The organism is Paenibacillus sp. USHLN196 (assembly GCF_037144955.1).
Taxonomy (GTDB): domain Bacteria; phylum Bacillota; class Bacilli; order Paenibacillales; family Paenibacillaceae; genus Paenibacillus; species Paenibacillus xylanexedens_C.
This window is the reverse complement of the sequence record NZ_JBBCYH010000011.1, coordinates 210,529-233,981: the sequence shown is the minus strand read 5'-3', so window position 1 is coordinate 233,981 and position 23,453 is coordinate 210,529. Positions and strand designations below refer to the sequence as shown.

Annotated in this window: 23 protein-coding genes; 1 reads left to right on the top strand and 22 read right to left on the bottom strand. The window is 47.6% G+C overall.

Annotated elements, in window-relative coordinates:
- Window positions 1–55: 55 nt before the first annotated feature.
- A complete protein-coding gene (locus tag WFI24_RS24580; RefSeq protein WP_336764692.1) occupies window positions 56–2,128 on the bottom strand; it encodes a beta-galactosidase in 2,073 nt (690 codons plus the stop codon).
- A 181-nt stretch (window positions 2,129–2,309) separates the two neighbouring features.
- Here WFI24_RS24580 and WFI24_RS24575 point away from each other — a divergent pair, with 181 nt between their 5' ends.
- A complete protein-coding gene (locus tag WFI24_RS24575) occupies window positions 2,310–3,161 on the top strand; it encodes a helix-turn-helix transcriptional regulator (RefSeq protein WP_336764691.1) in 852 nt (283 codons plus the stop codon).
- A gap of 78 nt (window positions 3,162–3,239) precedes the next feature.
- On the opposite strand, the gene WFI24_RS24570 is transcribed toward WFI24_RS24575, so the two are convergent.
- The 21 genes from WFI24_RS24570 to WFI24_RS24470 form a co-directional block, all read right to left on the bottom strand.
- Window positions 3,240–3,473 (bottom strand): helix-turn-helix domain-containing protein, encoded by a 234-nt coding sequence (locus WFI24_RS24570; RefSeq protein ID WP_145325182.1) that lies wholly within the window; start codon window positions 3,471–3,473, stop codon window positions 3,240–3,242.
- A gap of 9 nt (window positions 3,474–3,482) precedes the next feature.
- Entirely contained in the window at window positions 3,483–3,959 is a 477-nt protein-coding gene (locus tag WFI24_RS24565; protein ID WP_336764690.1) for a DUF2975 domain-containing protein, read from the bottom strand.
- A 205-nt stretch (window positions 3,960–4,164) separates the two neighbouring features.
- Window positions 4,165–4,500 (bottom strand): DUF3024 domain-containing protein, encoded by a 336-nt coding sequence (locus WFI24_RS24560; protein ID WP_169480557.1) that lies wholly within the window; start codon window positions 4,498–4,500, stop codon window positions 4,165–4,167.
- Window positions 4,501–4,542: 42 nt separating this feature from the next.
- Window positions 4,543–4,812 (bottom strand): 30S ribosomal protein S14, encoded by a 270-nt coding sequence (rpsN, locus tag WFI24_RS24555; protein ID WP_036605831.1) that lies wholly within the window; start codon window positions 4,810–4,812, stop codon window positions 4,543–4,545.
- A gap of 53 nt (window positions 4,813–4,865) precedes the next feature.
- Window positions 4,866–6,062, bottom strand: coding sequence for a GTP-binding protein (locus WFI24_RS24550; RefSeq protein WP_336764689.1), 1,197 nt, complete (start codon window positions 6,060–6,062; stop codon window positions 4,866–4,868).
- A 432-nt stretch (window positions 6,063–6,494) separates the two neighbouring features.
- Window positions 6,495–7,715: a staphylopine family metallophore export MFS transporter CntE gene (gene cntE, locus WFI24_RS24545; RefSeq protein WP_336764688.1), complete on the bottom strand. Its 1,221-nt coding sequence runs from the start codon at window positions 7,713–7,715 to the stop codon at window positions 6,495–6,497.
- Between the two features lie 41 nt (window positions 7,716–7,756).
- Window positions 7,757–8,950: a staphylopine family metallophore export MFS transporter CntE gene (cntE, locus tag WFI24_RS24540; protein ID WP_336764687.1), complete on the bottom strand. Its 1,194-nt coding sequence runs from the start codon at window positions 8,948–8,950 to the stop codon at window positions 7,757–7,759.
- 14 nt (window positions 8,951–8,964) lie between these two features.
- Entirely contained in the window at window positions 8,965–9,714 is a 750-nt protein-coding gene (locus WFI24_RS24535) for an ABC transporter ATP-binding protein (RefSeq protein WP_336764686.1), read from the bottom strand.
- On the bottom strand, window positions 9,715–10,524 hold the full coding sequence (gene cntD, locus WFI24_RS24530; RefSeq protein ID WP_336764685.1) for a staphylopine uptake ABC transporter ATP-binding protein CntD: 810 nt from the start codon (window positions 10,522–10,524) through the stop codon (window positions 9,715–9,717). It lies immediately after the preceding gene.
- Entirely contained in the window at window positions 10,505–11,401 is an 897-nt protein-coding gene (gene cntC, locus WFI24_RS24525; protein ID WP_336764684.1) for a staphylopine uptake ABC transporter permease subunit CntC, read from the bottom strand. Before cntC ends, cntD begins: the two co-directional genes overlap by 20 nt.
- The gene (opp1B, locus tag WFI24_RS24520) at window positions 11,401–12,333 is read right to left on the bottom strand and encodes a nickel/cobalt ABC transporter permease (RefSeq protein WP_133387061.1); all 933 of its coding nucleotides are present in this window, start codon (window positions 12,331–12,333) and stop codon (window positions 11,401–11,403) included. The genes cntC and opp1B overlap by 1 nt, the downstream gene beginning before the upstream one ends.
- 13 nt (window positions 12,334–12,346) lie before the next feature.
- A complete protein-coding gene (cntA, locus tag WFI24_RS24515) occupies window positions 12,347–13,975 on the bottom strand; it encodes a staphylopine-dependent metal ABC transporter substrate-binding lipoprotein (protein WP_336764683.1) in 1,629 nt (542 codons plus the stop codon).
- 230 nt (window positions 13,976–14,205) lie between these two features.
- A complete protein-coding gene (locus WFI24_RS24510) occupies window positions 14,206–15,492 on the bottom strand; it encodes an opine metallophore biosynthesis dehydrogenase (protein ID WP_336764682.1) in 1,287 nt (428 codons plus the stop codon).
- Window positions 15,493–15,547: 55 nt separating this feature from the next.
- Complete coding sequence (locus WFI24_RS24505; RefSeq protein ID WP_145325173.1) at window positions 15,548–16,342, bottom strand: class I SAM-dependent methyltransferase; 795 nt, start codon at window positions 16,340–16,342, stop codon at window positions 15,548–15,550.
- Window positions 16,343–16,384: 42 nt separating this feature from the next.
- Window positions 16,385–17,245 (bottom strand): diaminopimelate epimerase, encoded by an 861-nt coding sequence (locus tag WFI24_RS24500; RefSeq protein ID WP_336764681.1) that lies wholly within the window; start codon window positions 17,243–17,245, stop codon window positions 16,385–16,387.
- Window positions 17,246–17,543: 298 nt separating this feature from the next.
- A complete protein-coding gene (locus tag WFI24_RS24495; RefSeq protein ID WP_336764680.1) occupies window positions 17,544–18,770 on the bottom strand; it encodes an amidohydrolase in 1,227 nt (408 codons plus the stop codon).
- A gap of 39 nt (window positions 18,771–18,809) precedes the next feature.
- Window positions 18,810–19,868 (bottom strand): LLM class flavin-dependent oxidoreductase, encoded by a 1,059-nt coding sequence (locus WFI24_RS24490; RefSeq protein WP_336764679.1) that lies wholly within the window; start codon window positions 19,866–19,868, stop codon window positions 18,810–18,812.
- Window positions 19,869–19,922: 54 nt separating this feature from the next.
- A complete protein-coding gene (locus WFI24_RS24485) occupies window positions 19,923–20,795 on the bottom strand; it encodes a LysR family transcriptional regulator (protein ID WP_145325170.1) in 873 nt (290 codons plus the stop codon).
- Between the two features lie 69 nt (window positions 20,796–20,864).
- Window positions 20,865–21,413, bottom strand: coding sequence for an NADPH-dependent FMN reductase (ssuE, locus tag WFI24_RS24480; protein WP_336764678.1), 549 nt, complete (start codon window positions 21,411–21,413; stop codon window positions 20,865–20,867).
- A 123-nt stretch (window positions 21,414–21,536) separates the two neighbouring features.
- Entirely contained in the window at window positions 21,537–22,454 is a 918-nt protein-coding gene (locus WFI24_RS24475) for an ABC transporter permease (RefSeq protein WP_336764677.1), read from the bottom strand.
- Between the two features lie 60 nt (window positions 22,455–22,514).
- Window positions 22,515–23,447: an ABC transporter permease gene (locus WFI24_RS24470; protein ID WP_036605816.1), complete on the bottom strand. Its 933-nt coding sequence runs from the start codon at window positions 23,445–23,447 to the stop codon at window positions 22,515–22,517.
- Window positions 23,448–23,453: the final 6 nt, after the last annotated feature.

The window sequence follows — 23,453 nt, the reverse complement described above, 5'->3', positions numbered from 1 at the left end:
GGCGTTTTTGGTGTTTCTTTATATATATAACTCATTATATTGAATAATAGGCTCCTCATTGCGGTAAATCGATCTCCAGGATGAATACACCATACGCGGACATGTTGATTTCATCCTGAACTGTTGTACCCGATAGTAACTCTTTTGCTTGCTTCTTAAGCTTAATGGGCACTTGTTGATCCGAGTAGTTGAGTAAAAATACATAAGCTTTATCCTCACCAGAACGGATACCAAGTTCAACTTCGGATGGTACCTCTATCAGGTCATCCACTGGCGAAGATAGCCCTATTTCATCCAGGAGAGCATCTACGACCGGTTCATTGTAAGCCGCCCCATAATACCATACCTGCCCCTGATCTACCGCACGTTTGGTCAAAGCAGGATTACCTGCATAGTACTCGGATGCATACTCAGCCATGACCTGCACGTCAGGATACTCCACATGAAGAACTTCGTTAAATCCGGCCGTTGACGTTCCCTCCTGAAGTCGCTCACTCGCCCCATTCCATTGCAGCTCGGCTGCGGGAACGGTTCCTTTGATTAATGTAAAGTCCTCTACGGTTACACCACACAACTCAGCGACAGCCCCTGGGAACGGTCTCATATAACAATGCCCCTTGAGATCCTTATAACCGGTGCGAGCACCGAAAAACAGAGTCCCTCCTTGACTGACATAGGCTTGCAAAAGTTCTGCTGTCTCGTCTGTCATGATGGCCGGGTGAGCATAGATGATCACCTTATAATCGGATAACTCTTCCAGTGTTGTCGTTGGTTGCAGTGTAACCATGTCCGTCGGAATATGACGATACTGGAGCTGCTTATACCAGGAGCGTACACTCTGTTGCTGAAGCGGGCCGTGCCACTCGTCCAACTCTCCATCCCAGATGTTATCGTAATCCTGTAGGATCGCAACATCAGCTTGATATGTAGTCCCCGCAATAACGCGCCCTATTCTGGCAAACTCTTCACCCACTTGTGCAACCTCGCGTACTCTTCTGTTAGGTTGATTATGGTAGTCATTAATCCCGTGCCAATACATCTCGGTTCCGAACGTTGCTGTCCGCCAGCGGAAGTATACAAGCAGATCCGTACCATGAAGAACAGATTGATACGACCATAATCGGATCTGTCCCGGTCTTGGCGTACCCATGCCTATACTGTCGACCCAGCCTCCTGGCCCAGACTGTTGTTCCATGACGCAGAAGTTCGGTGACATATTGCGTACATTGGATAACTTCATGCTCCATGCCCGATCTTGCAATGAATTGTCGTCTGTCCCTGGAAAGATCGTGGCAAACTGCGGATACGAATCATAAGAGAAGAAATCCAACAGGTCTTCTGTCATTTCATGATTATCCAAGTGTCCGAACGTACCATTCGTCGTGATCCAATGTTCCGGGTCCAGTTCCCGAATGACGTCCACCTGAAGCTTGGCAAATGAAATCGTATTGGCTGATATGAATCTCTTTTCATCCAATGCCAGGTGAGGATTGGGCGATGGACTAACCATATTTCGGGTAAGGTGAACCTGCTCCCAGTCGGTATAGGTCTGACTCCAAAATACGGTTCCCCATGCCTGGTTCAGATTCTCCAACGATTCATAACGATTCTTAAGCCATTCACGGAAGGCGATATGATCTGCCTCAGCGTAGAAAACATCCATATGACAATTGAATTCGTTATCGATCTGCCAGCCAATGACAGCCGGATGATCTTTATAGGCAATCACCATATTGCGTACGATCTTTTCACATTGCTTTCTGTAGATTGGACTGCTGTAATTGGTATGGCGTCGCATACCGTGTTGATACAGTACCCCGTCCTTATTCGCATTCAATACTTCGGGATATTTGGATGTTAACCATGCTGGTGGAGTTGCAGTAGGTGTTCCCAAAATAACACTCAAACCATATTGATGCGCCAGATCCAGTGCCTTCTGGAAAAAACTAAAATCAAATTGGTCTTCTTCCGGTTCAAAGATGGACCATGCGAATTCAGCCATCCGAATAACTGTGATATTCATCTCTTTCATTCTACGGAAATCGTCCTCCCACAACTGTTCCGACCAATGCTCCGGGTAATAACAGACCCCCAGTTTCAACTCATCCATTTGGATTGATTTTGCCACCTTCAATTGCCCCCTTAACCTGCCATATTGCCTCCATTCTATTGGAACCTTCACAGATAATAAATGACAAGATTATGCGACTTATAATAAAATATTGTCATTGTCTGAGATTCAAATAACAGTGGGCTGAATCTATTTCAGTTCACTACATAAAAATATTGCGTTCAAATGGAGGATGCACGTGAAAGAACACCTCTTTCTTCCCAAGCCAGTTTTCCCCAGACATGTATGCTTTCCCGATTTTATTGGAGGGTACAGTGACTTTCCGAAGCATCATGTGAATCGGGAATATCGAACGAAAGATATCAACTTGGATCATTGCTATAACCTGCACCTTGTACTTGACGGTAAAGGATTCCTGGACACTGGAACCACTTGTTATGAGCTAACGCGTGGACAGGGATTCCTCTATGGTCCCGGTCTTAGACAAACCTACTATTCAGATTCGGATGAGCCTTGGAATATTCGTTGGATTCACTTTTACGGCGTTCGTCTCGAAGAGCTGTTAAATGGAAAAGGCGTTGACGAGCCGTGGCTATTTCAATGTTCCAACTTCCCGGTGGTTACCGCGCTCATGGATCGATTGCTGGAGCTAGGCAGAGGCTATCAAGTGGAGGACGAGCACAGCATGGCAGCAACACTCTATGAACTTCTGACCCGATTGCAATCCGCTGCGAGCCAGATTAATGTTTCGCTCAATCACACTTCAGAGCGAATTCGTGAAGCAGCGAATTATATTCGATCCCATAGTAACGAGCACATCACACTTGATCATGCTGCCGGAATAGCCGGATACAGTACACCCTACTTTAGCCGCAAGTTCAGTCAAACGTTCGGAATCTCCTTCCCTGAATTCCTGATGGAATCCAGGTTATTACATGCGAAACAGCTGCTCGCAACAACCAACCTTTCCATTAAACAAATTACGCTGGAAACGGGATTTTCACAGTCAAGCTACTTCATCCGCTGTTTTAAAACCCAGGAAAACGTAACACCTATGCAATTCCGTATGATGCACAATCATTCGTTATAGGCACGGCACGTATTTCTTATCAAGCTGACGTAAAAGAAGACTCTGCATACAACATGCAGAGTCTTCTTCGCTCATTTTTCATATATGCTCATTTGTATCTTCGTCCTCGTCAGCCTTATATTCCAATATATCTCCAGGCTGACAATCCAGTGCTTTACAGATGGCATCGAGAGTGGATAAACGGATCGCTTTTGCTTTTCCTGTTTTTAATATGGAAATATTGGCGATCGTGATCTCAACTCTCTCTGCAAGCTCGGTAACCGTCATTTTCCGCTTTGCCAACATCACATCAATATTGATTATAATGGCCATATATTCACCTCAGACCACTAGGTCATTTTCTGATTTGATATCAATCGCTTCCTGCAACAATCTTTGGAGCACAGCGGAAAACACTGCAATGACCAATGAAGCAAAAATAGGAACCATTCCCATAAGAATGAGGCCTGGGGCATCATCTTTCTCTGCTACAACATACACAAATGGCAACATCACAACATAAATACCACTGATTACAATAGCACAATATTTTATTGTTTTTAAGGATTTCACCGACATTAGGGAGAACGCTTCATTCTTGTCGATATAGCTCAGCAGACGGAATGCCTGGTACAGTGCAACGATAAACGGAATAACTGATACATACATCATGATCACTATGGGGTATAGTGCACCTGCATAATTCGGATTCACCGGATTGTTCGCTAACCAGGGTATGCCGAATATACATAAGGCAAGAATGGGAGCACCAATAAGAAACACAGCCAATTTTAAAAAGATGGTTGTACCTCGCTTCACAAAAAGCACCTCACTTGTTTTAAGTGATATGAATTTATCATAATATTTATCGTTTTACAATAAATTTTTATTGTAAAACAGATTTTATTTATTCTTTTACCCATTAAGAAAAGATAACGTAAAATCTGCCCCTCCTTGCTTCAATTCTGCTTGAACATAAAAAAAAGCCCAAAGATAGTCATGGAATGGCTATCTTTGGACTCGCTCACGTACGCCAGAACAGCCCGGCCTCATCCCGTTCAACTTGCTCGAGCACATTCTCAAAATCGGAACAAGGCGTAATGACATCTACCGGATTCCAGCTGCTCTGTTCATCTCTGGCATACACTTTCCACTGATTTTCTTCCCAGTAAAATCGGGCAATGTGCATCTTATCCCATTGATACCGTTCCTCGGCAGGTCTTTCTTCGGTCAGGATCAGTTCATTGTCATTCATCTCATATGTCAACTTCACCATCGTACGCAGTGGCGCAGGAACCTTCTCGTGAATATAACCGTTCATCACCGACTGAATTCTTCGTAACGTAAACGAGTCCAGCATGAAGATGCACATCCTTTCAGCCAAATACACCCTTTGATCATTTTACCAACTGGATTTCGTTACGCCAGGAATCTGACCTTGATGAGCCAGTTCTCTGAACTTAATTCGAGATACCTTGAACTTGCGTAGATAGCCCCGCGGGCGACCTGTCACTTCACAACGGTTCTTCAAACGAGTCGGAGATGCATTACGCGGCAATTTCTGCAATGCTTCATAATCCCCTTTTTCCTTCAACTCCCGGCGCAGGTCCGCATATTTTGCCACGATCGCCTGACGTTGCTTCTCACGTACCACTTTAGATTTTTTAGCCATGAATGACAGCTCCTTTATCCATTGAATTTATGTTTAGAACATCAACTTCCGAGTTAAACGGCTTCCACAGGCCATGGCAGCGGATTGTCGAAATGACCCCAATCAGCTAGCATTTCTTCATCACTGAGCAGGCACTGGTCCAACTCGTCTTCAATGCTCTCACGCTCCATTTCGATCCCGATCATGACAAGCTCCGTCTGACGATCTCCCCACTGGACATCCCATTTCTCCAGAACATCCGGTTCGTTACGTAAAATCTCTTCTTTGTCCGCTTCCGGCAACGCCGCGACCCAATGCCCCGCAGGACCGAACTGAATGGATGGCCCTGCCTGACTGAGGCTTGCAGCAACATCCCCTTCAGCCGCGAGCCATACTAAGCCTTTGGCACGTACCACTTCTTCCGGCCAGTAACTCATGAACTCAGCCAGACGGGAAGGATGGAATGGCTTTCTGCGGCGATATACGAAGGAACCAATGCCATATTCCTCGGTTTCCGGTGTGTGCGTCTCCTTCTCCAGTTCCTGAATCCATCCAGCGGACATGCTCACCTTCTCAAAATCAAAGCGGCCTGTATTCAGAATCTCAGACGGATTCACCTGTCCATTCTCGGTCCGAATGATCTTGGCGTTAGGCTGTAGCTTGCGGATGATGCCTTCGAGCTTGTTCAGCTCGGTGTCATCGACCAGATCACATTTGTTCAGCAGCAGTACATCACAGGTTTCGATCTGATCGATCAACAAGTCTACGACGTCACGGGTGTCCTCATATCCAGTCGCCTGATTACGATCCAGAAGACTCTGTCCTGATCCAAAATCATGCCAGAATCGATTGGCATCCACCACCGTTACCAGACAATCCAATCGGGCCAGGCGAGTCAGATCAATACCCGACTCCTCATCGGCGTATGTAAAGGTCTGTGCAACTGGAACAGGTTCACTGATTCCGGTGGATTCGATCAAAATATAGTCATACTTGCCTTCGTTCACCAGCTTCTCAATCTCTTGCATCAGATCATCCCGCAAGGTGCAGCAGATACAACCGTTCGACAACTCCACCAACTTCTCTTCGGTTCGAGACAAGGTTGCCTCCCCCTTGACCAGCGCAGCATCAATGTTCACCTCACTCATGTCGTTGACAATCACCGCAACTTTGAGCCCTTGTCTGTTGTTCAACACATGATTCAAAACCGTCGTTTTCCCTGAACCGAGGTAACCACTCAGTACGGTTACCGGAACTTGCTTTTGTGTCATAGATCTCTACTCCTTATATGTGCAGTCTGTGTAATTCAGAATTTAATAGTAATTATTACGATTAACAACAATGACTATAATCCTGTTGGACGGTCGTTGTCAAACTATTTTTACGAAATAGTCCAGAAAAATGGATAAGAAAAACATCTATCGACGTACTTTCACAGAAGGCAGACCGCGTTTAGTTGAAGTTTTTCTTGCGATAATCGAATTGTTCAGCTCCGCTGAAAACTTATAAATTCTAAGATATAAAAAAGACCCATGATCTGTCTCCTGCCGCTTTGTATCCTGATGATACGTGCCGGAAAATTCAGTTCATGAGCCTTTACCTTACTATTCCATATCGGCGTTCCATTCGTACCTCAATACCGATACCTCGCAGTAACATCCAGCTGTCTATCACTGCCCAGGATCATTCCACTACCATACGGTTCAGCTTGCCACCACAGATGCAGCCTTATTCCCCGCTTCCATCCGTTGCCTGAACACCAACACCAGAATCATCGCTGCAATAGAGAGCAACGTGCAGATCATAAACATGGTCGAATATGAACTCACCTGTACAATGAATCCCATCGCAAGTCCTCCCAGGGAGAATCCAAGGTCATACGAGGACATGAAGATCCCCATGAGTACATATCTGGATTCCGCAGGCAGCACAAAAGACAGATATGTGGTTAATGTCGGGTACAACAGTGCCAGGGCAAAACCGCTGAACACCGCGGAGAGATACACCAATGGCCCGATGATCTCCATTAAGCTGAGTAATTGGGTACCCAGTGCTGCACACAGCATTAACCCTGCCATCAGCCAGGTATTCCAGCTACCGTCGGACGGAATTTTTTTGCGCAAAATAAACCTGCACAGGATCACAACCAATCCCTGTATCGTCAGAAATACCCCTGCACTCGCCATTCCGGTGGATACCATATACAGGGGAAGAAAGGTCGCTGTCGCCCCAAAGACGCAGGACGCAAACAACATCACCACACTGCTAATCAGCAGTGGCGTACTGCGCCAGATGCCGCCGAATGAACGAAACATATCGCCCAAGGTGTACGATTTGTTCTGTACGGTACTCCGCGGCAAATCCACATTATATCCAATCAGAAGTGGCAGCGCCGCCAGTCCGATCATCAGCAGCGTAAACGCCAGATCACTGGCATTTTCCCAGATTTGTATGGCGAGGATCGGAATGACCAGAGAAGGAACCATCGTAAACAAGGTGTACATGGACAGCCCCTGTGCCCGGTCTTTGTCCTCCAGCTTTTCCACAATGCCTGCCTGCATCGTCATGGAGAAAAAGGCCGTAGCTCCCCCTTGCAGGGCCCGCAACCACAGATACGTCTCCACACCAAAAACAACAAACAGCAGCAGCGTTCCCGCATGCAAAAGCAATAGCCATTGCATCACTCGAAGCGGCCCATGCTTACCCAGCAGCTGCGCTGCAAAAGGTCTCAAGAGCATACAGGTGAACATATATGCCCCCATCATCAGACCAATCTCAGCCTGATTCAATCCAGCGGCTTCGCTTCTCAGAGGCAGAATAATCGTCAAAGCTGAATTTGCCGCAAAAAATAAAAAGGCCAGCATATAAAACCGGATAAACGAAAAGGATACCGGATTTAATTTTCCATTGGATGTTGCTGTCATTGAAGCCTTCAAACGTTCGTCACCACTTTCTCTCCTGGCAGTCAACTCACAGATGTACCTGTCACGGGTCTTCGCCGTTCATAGGCAAAAACGATCATTACCGCTCCTAGGATAGCACAGATCATGTACATAAATGAATAGGAAGAGAAGTCAGCGACGGGTCCCATAATCACACCACCCAGAGAAATACCCAGATCAGCCATCGCGATAAATAACCCGATCAGGACGTTCCGGTTCAGCTTAGGCAACACAAAAGACAAATAGGTCGTGAGCGTCGGATACAGAATGGCTTGAGCAATGCCCATGAATATAGCCCCGAAATAGAAAAAGACTACGCCTCCTGTCACCGAAAAACTCACACATTGGGCAGCAACGGCCAAAAGAAACAGGGTACCCATGATAAAAGGAGAATGCCATCTCCCATCAGAAGGAATCCTTTTCCGGAGCATGATTCGAGCCAGCACAACCGTCCCGGCCTGAAGCATCAGATACACACCCGCATTCCCATTTGGTACTTGGCTCGCATACAGCGGAATAAAGGTTGTAATTGCACCAAATACAACGGAAGCCGCAAGCATCAATACACTGCATCGAAACAGAAACGGATTTTTCACCAACTGAGCAAAGGATTCCCACATACTCACGTTCTGCTCCGAAAGATTCTCAGCAGATTGCTCCTTGCTTGGTTCCATTTTGGCGGTATATCCGAAGACGCCCGTACAGACGGCAATACCGATCAGAACCACTGTAAAATAATCCATACCACCCGTCTGCCAGATTCCTAACGCGATAACAGGCCCCACGATCCCCGGTATATAACTGAACAGCGAATAATACGAAATTCCCTGTGACCGATCTTTCTCCGGAAGTGCATCAATAATACCAATCTGCAAGGCCATGGAGAAGAACGCTGTCGATACACCTTGTAAAATACGAGCAACCAAATAACCTCCGAGTCCCGTAAAGGTATATAAAATCAGCGCAAATCCATTGATGATCAGAATCAAACGCAATATTTTGATCGGACCGTGCTTTTGAATAATCCGACCTGCCCAGGGTCTGAAAAACATGGTTGTGAACATATAAGCGCCCATGATCAGTCCAATCGTTGTACCGCTCGCGCCCAAAGACTCCCCCTGCAATGGGATGATCACGTTAAGAATGGCATTGGCACTGAAATATAGAAGAACCAGTATGTACAAGCGCAGGAAAGACCAAGACATCGCTCCACTCACAATGGGTGTTCCCCCTAAAATGTAATTAAATGCTTCAATAATTTCTTCGCATAGTCTGACTGAACATCCTTTAGCTGCTCAATAGGAACGATCTCTTCAATCTGACCCTCTCTGAAAATGATAACCCTGTCACAGATATAAGCTGCCGCCTGTATATCATGCGTGATAAAGACATAGCTCAGCTTGTAGATTTCCTTAAGCTCTTTCAACAATTGCAGTACCTGAATCTGAACAGACACGTCCAGTGAGCTGATCGCTTCATCGAACACGATGCATTTGGGAGCGGTGGAGATGGCCCTGGCTATGCACACTCTCTGAGCCTCCCCGCCGGATAGTTCATGCGGATATTTGGATCTATAAGAAGGATCCAGTCCAACTTGGTTCAGCAACAGATCCACTTTCTCTAAGTTGCCCTCCTTTCGCAGCTTTTGCTGCGCTTGCATAGGTTCCATAATGGCAGCTTCCACATTAAGAAACGGATTGATGGATGACGTATAATTTTGAAAAACGGCGCTGAGGTTACCCATCCGTACACGTCGATCCTGTACGTCTTTACCATCCAGCGAGATCGTTCCACGATCCGGCCGTTCAATGCCGAGGATCAGACGGCCCAACGTCGATTTGCCGCTTCCGCTTTCGCCGATGATTCCCAGACATTCGCCAGGCCGGCATTCAAAGGTAACCTGATTCAACACCTGTTGTCTGTGCTTGGAGAACAGTCCGCCTTGGTTATATGATTTTTCAATACCTTCCACCTTTAGCATCTATAAGTCCTCCTGCATCAACGCCTTAAAATGATTGCTCAGCTCCAATCGGGTAGAGACCAGATACTTCGTATAGGCATGCTCCGGCTCTGTCAAAACAGAATGCATGCTACCACGCTCGACGATCTTGCCGTCTTTCATGACCATCACGTCATCTGCAATCTTCTGAACGACGCCGAGATCATGGGAGATGAACATCATGGAACAGCCCATGCGTTCGCGTAATTGAATCAATTGCTCCACCACTTCATATTGGGAGATCGTATCCAGCGCTGTTGTCGGCTCATCCGCAATAATCAGATCGGGCTCAAGCACCAATGCCAGTGCAATCATGATTCGTTGCAGCATCCCACCGGACAGCTGATGTGGATATTGATTCAGAATCTCGCGCGGATGTCTGAGCATGACACTTTCCATAGCATTGATGATTTTCCGTTCAATCTCGCGGGTGTTCCAGCCAAAATGCTGCTGAAGCGTCTCCCCAATATGGACACCAATGACACAGGAAGGATCAAATGCACTCATGCCATTTTGCAAAATCATACATAGATGCTTGCCCCGCTTACGCCGCATCTCCGGTTCCGAAAGCTGGTTCAGGTCTTCGCCCTGGAATAACATTGTGCCCGATTGGCGAATCCATGGCTTGTTCAGTCGCATGATAGCCCTGCACGTAACGGACTTCCCACTACCACTTTCCCCCACGATGGCCATACAGCTTCCCTTTTTGACTTCAAATGAACTGTTATGAATGATCACTTTACCTGTATTGGTATCCCATACTTTCAAATGTTCAACCTCGACTATATTCATAAGTAGTCTTTCTCACCTCACTTTCGTAAGACTTGTCAGACTTACCTTGAGAGGTCATCAATTTGGGGTCCAGAGCCACTTGAAGGGCATCCGATAAAAAATTAAAAGCAGACACCACCACCACAATGGCCAGGCCTGGTGCCAACATCAATTCAGGTCTGGAGAACATAACTTCCCTCGCCTCATTGAGCATCATCCCCCACTCCGCATGCGGAGCCTGGATTCCAAGCCCCAGAAAGGAAAGGCCGGAGATCTGCAACATCATCGAACACATGGAACCACTGGCAATGACAGCAATATCGGCAAAGGTAACTGGAACAATATGTTTGGTTATAATTCTCAGATTGGGTGTGCCGGAGGCTTTGGCGAATTTTACATAATCCATATCGGAGAATTGCATCACAGATGTTCGAATAACGCGGGCAAACCAGGCCCATTTCATCCACACAAAGGCAATCAAAATATTCTCCAGTCCTGCACCCAGAATGCCGACCACCGCCAGTGTCATCACGTATCCGGGGAAAGACAGCATAATGTCACAGACTCTCATGATCCACGCATCCACTTTCCCCTTGAAGTACCCTGCGATGAATCCAACAATGGCCCCGATCAGAACAGACAGACTTAACGCAACCAGAACCCATAACACACTTGGACGGATACCATAGATAAGCCGGGATAATACACATCTGCCCAGATGATCATTGCCTAATAGATAATCCCAGGATGAGGAGGCATAACGAAGCTTCATATTCACTTGTCCAGGATCATGCGGCGCAATAAGAGGGGCGAAAATGCCCGCTATAATCATGACGATAATTACCATCAAAGAGGTCATGGCCAGCTTGTCTTTGCTCAGATTTTTCAATATTCGCATCAGAATTCCTTTCTCAAACGAGGATTCATCGCCGCATTAATGATATCGGATAACGTGTTAAATAAGACAAAGGTTACAGCCAACATCAGAACATACGCCTGAATAATCGGAAAATCCCTGCTTAAAATGGATTTTACACTGAGCCTACCGAGTCCCGGCCAGGCAAATACATTTTCGATGACTACCGTACTGCCCAGTACAATCGGGATCGCCATGCAAAAGATGGACACAGCCACCTGTAATGAATTTCTTAGAATATGCAGGGTAACTTTCTTCTCACTTAGACCGCTTGCCCTTGCATATAACACATAGTCCTCATTCATATTGCTCAGCATGGAACTTCGAACCGTTCGGAAGTAAATGCCCGTATAACTCACCGTGATTACGATCACCGGTAGAATGTAGCTTCGATACGAGTCCATGCCACTGGTAGGTAACAGGTCCAGCTTGACGGAAAAATACCAGATCATCATGGCTGCAAGCCAGTAGGATGGCATGGCGGTAAGGAAAAATGATACACCTCTGACCGATCGATCCAGCAGCTTGCCTTCTCTCATGGCACAGATCACACCCAACAGAATGGACAGCGCAATAATGAATACCGATGAGACAAGCGTTAACTTCAATGTGTTCATAAAAGCCGGCCCCATCAATGACCATACGGGTTCACCAGATACATAAGAGTTGCCAAAGTCCAACTGCACAACAGCCATGATCCAGTTCACATACTGGATCATGAACGGCTGATCGAACCCCAATGCCTTGTTGGTCTGGGCAATTAATTCCTCTGTGATCTGCGGAACTTCCTGTGCCTGTAACACAACAACCGCCGGGTCCAAGGGAGATAGATTAATCAGAACGAACGTTATAAATGAAATGATAATCAGTAAAGGGATGGTTAACAGAATCCTTTTGACGATATAACTTCCCATATCCATCTCCGCTCTATTTAAAATTCATTTGTTCAAATGGCAGTTCATATTGGGTCTGTTTGAATGAGATTCCATCGAGGTTCCCAGGAGCGACTACGGTGACACGTCCGTTGGTAATCGGGATGAAGACTGCTTCATCATGGACGATCTTCATAATGTCGGCATACAGGGATTGGCGTGAAGCCTCATCCGTGGAGACCATAACCGCATCAATTTTCTGATATAGTTCATCTGCTTGCGCAATTCCGCTTGTCGTATGTTTGTATGCCGAACCTGATGTAAATGCGGCAATGGTACTCTGTGGATCATAGGCCAGTCCCCAGGTTTGATTAAAGAGCAGGTCATATTCCCCGGTGGCTCTCCGATTCGCAATGGAAGTGGACTCTTCGCCCAAGATTTCAAGCTGAATTCCCAATTCTTTCATGGAATACTGGATCAATTCGGCCTGTATTTTCTGTGAAGACGAGTTGCTGTCATAGTATAATTTCATGGCTAAAGGCTGACCGTTCTTCGTTCTCACCCCTTCACCATCTGCCAATGTCCAGCCAGCTTGGTCCAGAAGATTTTTAGCCAATTCCGGATCATACTCCCGTTTCTTCAGGTCCACCTTGGCGTAATTGACATTGGCTGAAAATAGCGTGTCCGCTACAGTCTGTATTCCGTTGAAAATATCTTTACTGATCGTTTCCCGATCAATGCCCACCCATAGCGCTTCCCGCACTGCCGTTTCCTGAACCGGACTATTCTGGCGACTGCTATTGGCTACGATCATATTCGTATTCATCGCTTCACTTCGGACCACTTGATAACCACCAGATTCAGCCAATTGGTCCATGGCTTCGACATCGATACTATCTGCTCCCCGGTCATCGGTGAACACGAAGTTGATTTCTCCTTTTTGCAATGCCAAGAATGTCGTTTCTCCAGCCGGAAGAACCTTGGATGTGATCTTCTTGATTGCAGGTGCACCACCCCAATAGTCTTCATTAGCTTCAAACGTGGCATTCTCTTCGACTTTATGAGCAGTAAGCTTGTAAGGTCCTGTGCCGTGGAAACCACTTACTCCGTCTTTGGTTCCGCCATCCTTGAAATCCTTGGGTGATATGAAGACGTAAGGTCTTGTCATGGACAATTCCACCAGTGCCGGATAATAGGCTTCCGACAGCGTCAGCTCCACCGTATGCTCATCGATAACTTTTACACTCATGATTTTGGTAGAAATCTTGATCCAAGCATGTTTTTCGGCATTCGCCTGTACTGCATCGATATTTTGTTTAACCGCCTCTGCGTTGAACGGCTCTCCATCATGGAATTTCACATCTTGTCGCAGATGAAAAGTATACGTCTTGCCATCCTCGGAGATATCCCATGATTCAGCCAGCAATGGCTTGATCCCGTCAGGCGTGTTTTCCACCAGAGACTCGTATACCATCCCTTGTGCAGGCATGGAGCCAGTATACAGATGGGGGTTCATATCATTAATATCTTTGGCAGAAGCATAGATAAGTTCCGTTTGTACCTGGCTATTGGCAGGCTCCGTTTGTGCGCTCTCTTTCTCTTTTGGGCTCTGTCCGCATCCGGCGAGCAGCGCAATGGCAGACACCAGCAATAGTATGGATGTAAAAGTAAGACCCTTTTTCACAACATTTCCTCCTGATGAGCAAATTAAATTCAGACTTTACACAAGACCACTACGTGGTCAGAACAACCTTCCGATCGCTGTTACCCCCAGATTTTTTTGATCTCTTTTCCAAAGAGAAAATCCGGTGATAAATGCGCACGCTTCGCTTCTTCAGGTTCTTTCTGCCCCCTCCGTTACTGTGTAAAACAAAATTTAATTTGCATTATTTAAATGTAACTAGACCCTATTACTCAAAGTCCGGTGCAGATCATGCGGATATCCTCGTCAAAGGATTGGATCACAAAGGCGTCGGACAAGCGCTGATCCGGGTTTGCATCAGCCACTTCCTTAATCTTCGCCTCATACCTGGCGATAAATTGATCAATGGTTGGACAGCTCACATCGAGATGTCTGGCTATGCCCTGAATGATTTTGATGCGGTAGTAATCTTCCTTGGGCATACGGGGAATATCCAGCTCCCCTTCGCGGTTCATGAATGTTTTACGGAATGGGACTGCTGAAAAGTCGAAATATTTCCCTTCCGAGTCGGGTTCCGAGAATGGATCAATCAATAAGGAGGTGTACCGTATGTATAATAAATACTCTTGATGAATGACCTGCAGCTGATTGAAATTCTCGATATCCTGGCGTGATATACTCTCTAATCGAATCGGATAGTTGTCATCCGTCATGAACTGAAGCAGGTTGACTCCCTGAATATCAAGTCGGTCCGTAATATTCATAATCTCCTGCCACTGTGCCCGCATTTCCCGTATCAAAACTTGTGTAATCGGACCTTCAGGATACATCTTGTATACGTACTTCTGAATATCCGAAGCTCCAAAGATGGCTTCTAATGAGAAGTCATTCATGAACAAGGGTGGATGCACGTACAACGAGATATTTCTCGTTTCCGCCTCCAGTGGGGATCGCATCACTTCCAGCGCAACACCCAAACGCTCATAGCCTTGGCATAGCCTACTAACCTGTTCAGATGGGTAACGAGTGGAACCGATATAGACCTTTTTCTTAACCCCTGTAGTAATCACATGATTCGACGGATGTTCGTGCATCCAACGGGTATCTCCAAGATAGGTAGAGAAACTGATCACTTCCGGCACTGCATTCCGCTCTCTCATGTAATGGGTCACGAGTCGATTCGACCCGAACGTTGGAGAAACCAAAATGATACATTTCAGTTGTTTGATGAATTCATTTTTCATTTGTTCCAATACATCGATATAAGCATCCGTTGTTACAGCCAAAATGAGTGTGTCCCATTCCCCCTCAATGGTGTCATATCCCTTGAACACATGATCAACGTAACACTCACCTGCGAGCGATTGATGCTTCTCATTTTGAATGCTGACCTGAATACGTTGATTGCTCTCTTCAAGGGCTGCAAATATCGATGCTGAACGAACCGATTGTCTCCCCGCAATGCCTATACAGCAGTTGAGATGATCTTTGAGCGTTACCGCAAGCTGAATGGATGCAGGTCCGGTTCCGAGTATCAGAATTCGCTGAAGATTACTCATATAAGCCTCCTTAATTAATGTTCAACTTGGACTCCATCGGGATTGACTTGGATGGCTATGCTTTTTGATACAACGCAATATCGAACACATCATCCGGGCGCAGGATCGTATCCACCAGCTTCCACTTGCTGCTGTCCGTCTCTCTCATGGGATAATTGAACAAGGACTTCAACTGATCACCGTATCTCATGGCTACAACCACCTGCGCATTCGTCAGGGCATGCAGTTGATCAAGCAGCTCATATTTAGGGGCCACCGTAGAGCTAAAAATGATATGGGTTGCTTCCCTGGTATAATCCAGATCCTCCAGCAATGTTGACTCCAAACGAATCTTCAAACCCGTGCCCAGTGTCTCCACCACTTTTCGCCCGAGTGTAATGGACTCTTCATCAATATCGATCCCGACAACCTGTGCACCTGTTCGCTTGGCAATGAGTAATGGTGTCATGGGGAATGAACCGGAGCCTACCAGCAATACGTTGGATTCAGAGGTAACATGGAAACTGCCGAATTCTTTATCGATACACTCTTCTATATTTTTGAAATAATCGGCAATCTGCACATCCCCGTTCTCTAACTTCAATGCACGATATTTCTCCATGATCGCCACACACAGGGCTGATTTTTTTCTCAATTCCCATACAAGTGAATCTAATTCTTCCAGCTCCGACTGCTCTAACTGTTCCCAGGCTGCCTTATTCTCCGGATCCGTCACAAAGCGGGAGTAGTCATTGATTACAGCTTCCAGCTCTGAACTATGCTGAATTGTGTGATTATACCTGCTTGCGAGCTTATCGAATTTCTCTGCAAACTCACTCAAACATGTCTGAAAATGGACCAATGTGATCATTTCTTTTCCCCCAATACGTTGTCTCGATCATGTATCATGTCCTCATGCGTTTACAACGCTCCATTCTGCTGGAGCATCTATGAAGGCTTTGCCCTGAGCCACGATGCCAACAGATCCCTCAATCGTAATGCTCCCAAGTTCTGCGCCATCCCACTCGGCCACCACTTTGATTGCACCACCAGGCTGCTTGATGTACTGAGTAATTCCTCTCTGCTGGCTCCATGCGAGATATGCTCCTACGGAGGCCGTACCCGAACCACACCCTCTTTCCCAGATCAGACTGTCCAGCTCCGGAACATAGATGAGTGGGGCCATTTCTTCCGATTTCGATTGATATAACAAGATACCAATCAGCTTATCGCCCAGGGTTAGTCCCAGTAATCTTGCAAGGGTCTGTGCCCTCTTCTTCATCGTATCGTCGAAGTCATCGACTTCGATCACGATATGGATGAACTCAGCGTACCGGATGATCACCATATCGAGCTCGATGCCTTCATATCGGATTGTTCGTTGTTCGATCTGCTTCGGAATCGGCATGCTTACCTGGCAGTCGTATTCGTTCTGCTGTTTCTTCACATGGCACATGATCAATTGATCGGTCCCGGAAACCTCCAACATGATATCCATAGATTCCTGATGTGCCAGTCCTGCTTCAGATGCGTGGTGTGATGCAAGTGCCATGCAGGCATTGCCACAGAACTCGCCTCCGGCCATTTCCAAACGGGCAACAGCTTCCGGTCTCCTCGTTGGTTCAATGAATCCCACTTGCTCAGCGTAAACGTTATCATACGACATTAGGCGGGTAGCAATATGACTGTATTGCTCGGCTGCATGATCCGTTTTAACCAGAATCGTCATGTTTTGAGTGGGACTGAACTTGATAAAATCGATCTCCTGTTTCATCGCAGCGACTACTCCTGTTCTTCTTTTTATCTAATAGTAATTATTACGATTAAAAGGTCGAGAAAAATATAGCACATCCTTTTGGGGAGCGTCAACAAATATTTCCATTTAACAAAATAAAATTTCATAATACCTTTAGCTGCCCTTCCTATAAGAAAACCCAAACAGAGCTGACGCTTATGCGCCAGCCCTAGCCATAATTACACCGTCTGATAAAATTCAACAAATACGAAAAACGGTGCCGCAGAACAGAACCGTTTCGATCATCTGGATACGATCCAGGGTTTAACTTCTTCCCTCACTCATGATGTGCTTGCACATTGTGCAATGCCCGTTCAGCCAGTGCTGCCAGAAGATGTGCTCCCAGCGGCAGAGCCCTTTCATCCACATCAAAGCCAGGGTGATGCCACTCATGCGGGCCAGAGGTACCCAGGAAGAGGAACAGGCCGGGAACTTCTTTTTGATAAAAAGAGAAGTCCTCACCTGCTGGAGATGGTAGCGGTCTAACACTATTCAGTCCAATCTCACTTGCAACTTGCTCCGCCGCAGATGCGAGAGACTCATCGTTGACCACGGCAGGTGGTCCCTGAATCCAGCGAACTGTAGCCCGTGTGCCATAAGCTGCCGCCACACCGGCGACTACCTGATTGAAACGCTCGCGAATCCGTGCACGCACTTTCTCATCAAAGGTACGCACCGTGCCATCGAGTATCGCTTCATCGGGAATGACGTTCCAGGCTGTACCGCTGTGGAGCTTGGTGACGCTGATTACGGCACTCTCCTGTGCTCCTACATTACGGCTCACAATCGCCTGTAGAGCCGTAACGATATGTGCAGCAACCACGATTGGATCAATGCCGGCTTCAGGCACGGCTGCATGAGTGCCTACACCTTCCACTTTGACAACAAAGCCGTCTGCTGCTGCCATCAATGCGCCTTCCCGAATGCCCACTGTACCTACCTGGAGATCAGGCTTGTTATGCAACCCGAATACCGCCCGAACATCGGACAATGCACCACTCTGGATCACTTGGCGTGCACCCGTTGCTTTTTCCTCCGACGGCTGGAATATCAACCGTACTTTTCCCGGCAGACTGGACTCACGCTGTTTCAACAATCGTGCAGCACCAATCAGAATAGCGGTGTGTGCATCATGTCCACAGGCATGCATTTTCCCAGTCACCTGGGAGGCAAATTCCAGCTTCGTCTCTTCCTGAATGGGCAGCGCATCAATATCGGCTCTTAGGGCAACAACAGGGCCGTCCCCTTGACCCACTTCAGCGACAATCCCTGTCCGCAGCGCATATTCGTCTGCAATACGGACGCCTTCCTCTTCCAGCCAACTGCGGATGGCTGCCGTCGTCTCCCTTTCCTCGCCGGACAATTCCGGGTTACGATGCAGGTGTCGCCGAATAGTGATTAAACGTTCCGCGAATTCTTCCGCCCGTTCACCGTGAAGTTCATGCTCGGGGCCCTGTACGTGTTGCTCAGAATGCTGCTTGGGCTGTTCCAGATCACTTTTCATCACATGGCCTCCCATTCGTATATATTCGCTGTATCACTTCTATCCGATTGCTGCTTCTTCCTTGGATTCCAGTGCAAATTCGCCTAGTCCCTGCTCTGCCAGAATCTCACGCAACAATTCGAATGAACGAATTCGCTTGGTAAAGTCCCGTGTAGCTGTAGTCACAATGAACTCTTCTACAGCAAAATCCTGCTGGAACTTCAGCAGCGCCTGACCTACGCTTTCCTTCGTACCCCGGGTCACACTTGGCTCCAAAATCTCGATCCGATAGGTTTCGTTCGATTGACGTCCGAATTCTTCCGCCTGTTCCACAGAACCGACAGTCAGCACCTTCCCACTCTTCAGATGGATCTTCACCAGCATATGCTCGCTCGCTAGTCCTTCCGCTTCTTCCTCACTTTCGGCCACAATTAACGATATGGCTAGTGCAGCATAAGGCTCTCGTCCCTGGGAACGATCGAATTGTTCACGATATACACGGATCGCTTCAAGCGCTACCTCTATATTACTGTTAATGAACAGCGAAAAGACATATGGGAGTCCCAGTTCCGCAGCCATGCCCGCACTATCGACACTTGCTCCAAGTACGTACAGTTCCGCTGGAATGTCGGACACAGGCGAAGCGCTGAGACCTGCAAGTGGATGCGATTGATCTTCAAGCGGCTCATTGTGGATGTATCGTTTCACCTGAACAATTTTCTCTTGAAGAGATGCGGCTTCCTGAATACCTTCCTGCAACGCCTGTGTCGAACGTGGTAACCCGCCTGGTGCACGACCGATTCCCAGGTCAACTCTTCCTGGTCCGAGCGCTGCGAGTATATTGAAATTCTCGGCGACTTTGTATGGACTGTAATGCTGAAGCATTACTCCGCCAGACCCCAGACGAATCCGCTTCGTATGCGCAAGCAAGTGGGAGATGAGTACCTCAGGAGAGGAACCTGCAACATGCCCTGAATCATGGTGCTCCGATACCCAGAACCGATGGAATCCCAGCTGCTCTGCCCGCTGTGCCAGCTCAATCGTATGTCGAAAAGCATCCACTGCCGTTTCCCCTTCATAGATCGGGGTCTGATCCAAAATGCCAACACGAATACTCATATCCTTCTCCTCCTTGATTGTGCTGAACCACTATTCTTGAATCTTACAAGCAATCTATAACTTCCGCAGCAGTTCCCCGAAGGGCTCTGCCAATGGCGAATATTCTTCTTTTAACGTGACGACGCTGATCTGCAACGATACACCAGCCACCTCATGTACCTGAATGGGGAACAACTCCTGATTCTGCACTTCCTTCTTCACCGTGAGTCCCGGGAGAAAGGCAATGCCTGCCCCTTGCATAACCAGTTTCTTCGCCGTCTCCGAATTATCGACATGGTATGTAATATTCGGCGGATGTTCCAGCGAGTCGAAAGCCCGGTGAATGCGAAGCCAGTCCAGTGAACCACATTCGAAAAAGACCAGTTGCTCATTCCGGATGGCTTCCATGCTGACATGCCCGCTCTCAATGAATGGATGCCCTTTGTACACATAGAGCTGGATCGGATCTTCATAAAAAGCAACCGTACGGATCGCAGGGTGCATGACCTTGCGCACAAAAGCAAGATCGATCTCCTGACCAAGCAATTTGGCAATCAGCTGATCCGTCGTTGCTGTCGTCAGTTTGATGTTAATTTCGGGGTAAGCTTCCTTGATCTTGGGTAGAAAATCGGGAATGACATAATTGGATACCGATACTGTACTACCGAGCCGAAGAGCATCCGGTGTTGTCCGGCGCTGCTGAATCTTCTGCTTGCCCTTCTGAATCACTTGCAGCACTTGCTGCGCATACGGCAGGAATTTCCGACCTTCTTCTGTCAGCACGATTTGCTTGCCAAGCCGATCAAACAACTTGCAGCCCAGCTCCCTTTCCAGTGACTGAATGCGAGCTGTGACCGAAGGTTGGGACAAGAAGAGTACTTCGGCAGCCTTATTGAAGCTTCCATAATGATTGATATATACAAATGCTTCAATATTCTCGATATTCATGAGTGCCTCCGTATCCACGTCCGCAGACGTTTGACCTTATATTGATTTATCCAATATATTTACTTGGTTTTACGATATCGTAATCCCATCCTTTTCCAGTGTCAATATCAATTCATCCAGTGAGCGATCCAGACGTGTAGTAATATCCGCAGAGAGTGCAAATTTCCCATCATCCAGTCGTTCGATTCCCTGATCCACAGCATACACGCCACCCAGAATATGTCTTCCACCAAGGGCTGCCAGTACAGGCTTCAATGCATAATCAATGGCGAGCAGATGAGCAATGGAGCCACCGATGACGAGTGGGAGTATTAACTTACCCCGTAACCCTTCTTGCGGAATCAGATCCAGGAACAGCTTGAGCACTCCCGAGTACGATGCCTTATATACCGGCGTAGCCACAATAACTGCATCCGCGGCTTCAACGACAGCAAGTGCATCACGAATGAATGAGCTGTCGAACCGGGCTTGCACCAGATCCTCAGCAGGCAGATCCACAACATGAATGACTTCAACGGTAATGCCTGCCTCCGTTAATTTTTGGCTGCTGTAATCCGTCAGACCTGTCAAACGCGAACGTTTGGAAGGTGATCCTGCAATAATGACAACATGTGACATGAATTTCTCCTCCTCAAGCGTAAACGGCTGTCGCCGTCCTCTGGTGGCACAGCTACCGTTTCGCAGTGAAATATAAAAATGGATAGGGTGAAACTTATAAATTCTTATATTTTGGAATAGCGGTCAAGCCGCTCCTTTTACTTTCGGGTCCAACCGATCACGAATATCGTCTCCAATCAGATTAACCGCCAGTACAAACAAAGTGATCGCCAGCCCCGGGAACGTACAGATCCACCAGGCAACCGTCAGATAACCTCTACCTTGTGAGAGCAATGCGCCCCAATCCGGAATTTCCTTCAACACCCCAAGTCCCAGAAAGCTGAGTCCGGAGCCCGTCAGGATCGATGTCCCTACGCCCAGCGTAGCCATGACCAGCAATGGTGACAACGAATGCGGCAGTACATGTTTCCAGAAAATACGCGTATTGGAACCGCCCAGTGAACGTGTCGCTGTAATGAAAGGCAGACCTTTGACCGATATGACCTGCCCACGCATCACCCTTGCGTACCCCGGAATGGAGGAAACAGCAACAGCCAGTGCAATATTCATCAGTCCTGGCCCGAGAGCAGCTGCAACAGACAGTGCCAGGAGCACACCGGGTACAGCCATCAGAATATCGACAGCCCGCATGGTGATGGTATCGACAACTCCTCCGGCATAACCGGAGATAATACCCAGAGCACTACCGACAATACCGCCCACCAGAACCGAAGCAAATCCAATGAACAGCGAATCCCTGCTTCCATGCACAACCACACTGAAGATATCCCTGCCAAAATAGTCCGTCCCGAACAGGTGCGCGGCAGAGGGAGCCTGCAGTATGGCATCCGTCATCATCTGAGTTGGATCATAGGGCGCAATCCAGCCCGGTACAATCGCACATGCCACGGTAAACACCACCACCAGCAATGCTGCATAAAAGAATAATCGGGATACCGCGAATGAGACGCGATAGCGCCAAGGACGGCGATTCCACAGACGGATACGTCCTCCACTGCCCGCCCATGCTTTTTTGTCACCCACCAAAGGTTTCATGCTCATGAGCAACAACTCCTCCTTCCATACTCCGGGTCAGAACACTTCTGACTGTTCCATCCATGATCATGTGCGGACTGCACGCCGAACCCGGGGATCAATGTACGAATACGAGATATCCACCAGCAGGTTCAAGACCACATAGATAATGGATGTAAAGAAGACAACCCCTTGCACCACTGGCAGATCCTTGGCCATTAGCGCATCCGCAATAATTCGGCCGATCCCCTGTCTGGAAAAGACGGTCTCCACCACAACGGTTCCCGCAAGCAGATCACCGATCAGCATGCCGATTACCGTTACGGCAGGAATAAGTGCATTACGCAGTGCATGACCATACATGATGGCACGTTCCGAAAGTCCTTTGGCCCGTAATGCCACAATAAACGGTTCATTGATGACTTCCAGCATGCTGTTCCGCACCATTCTTACGATAAACCCTGCACCCACGAGACCCAGCGTAGCTGCCGGAAGAACCAGTGAGCTGAATCCGTCGGAACCCATCGCGGGGAACCATCCAAGCTGTACGGAGAATAAAAGGATGAGCAGTATCCCCGTCCAGAAGGTTGGCATGGAAATGCCGAACAGTCCAACGAGCCTGGCGACGAAATCAATCACGCCATTGCGATGAATCGCAGACAATACACCAAGTGTAATTCCAATCGTAATGGCAATGATCGAGCTGAGTGCGGTCAAAGCCAGCGTAGCCGGAAAATGTTCCAGGATTTTGGGCAGAACCGGATCCGAATTGATCATTGATTTGCCGAAATCGCCACGCAGCATATCACCGAAATAGTTCGCAAACTGGATGTAAAACGGTTGATCCAGTCCTAGCTGGACCCGCAGATTCTCGATCATCTCCGGGGTAGCCGAGGACGGATCCAGCATGAGCAGAACCGGATCACCCGGCAGAAGATACATGATGCAGTACACCAGCACCGAAGCTCCGAATATAACCAGGAGCGATGTTGCGAGTCGTGACAGTATCGTTTGAACCATACCGGG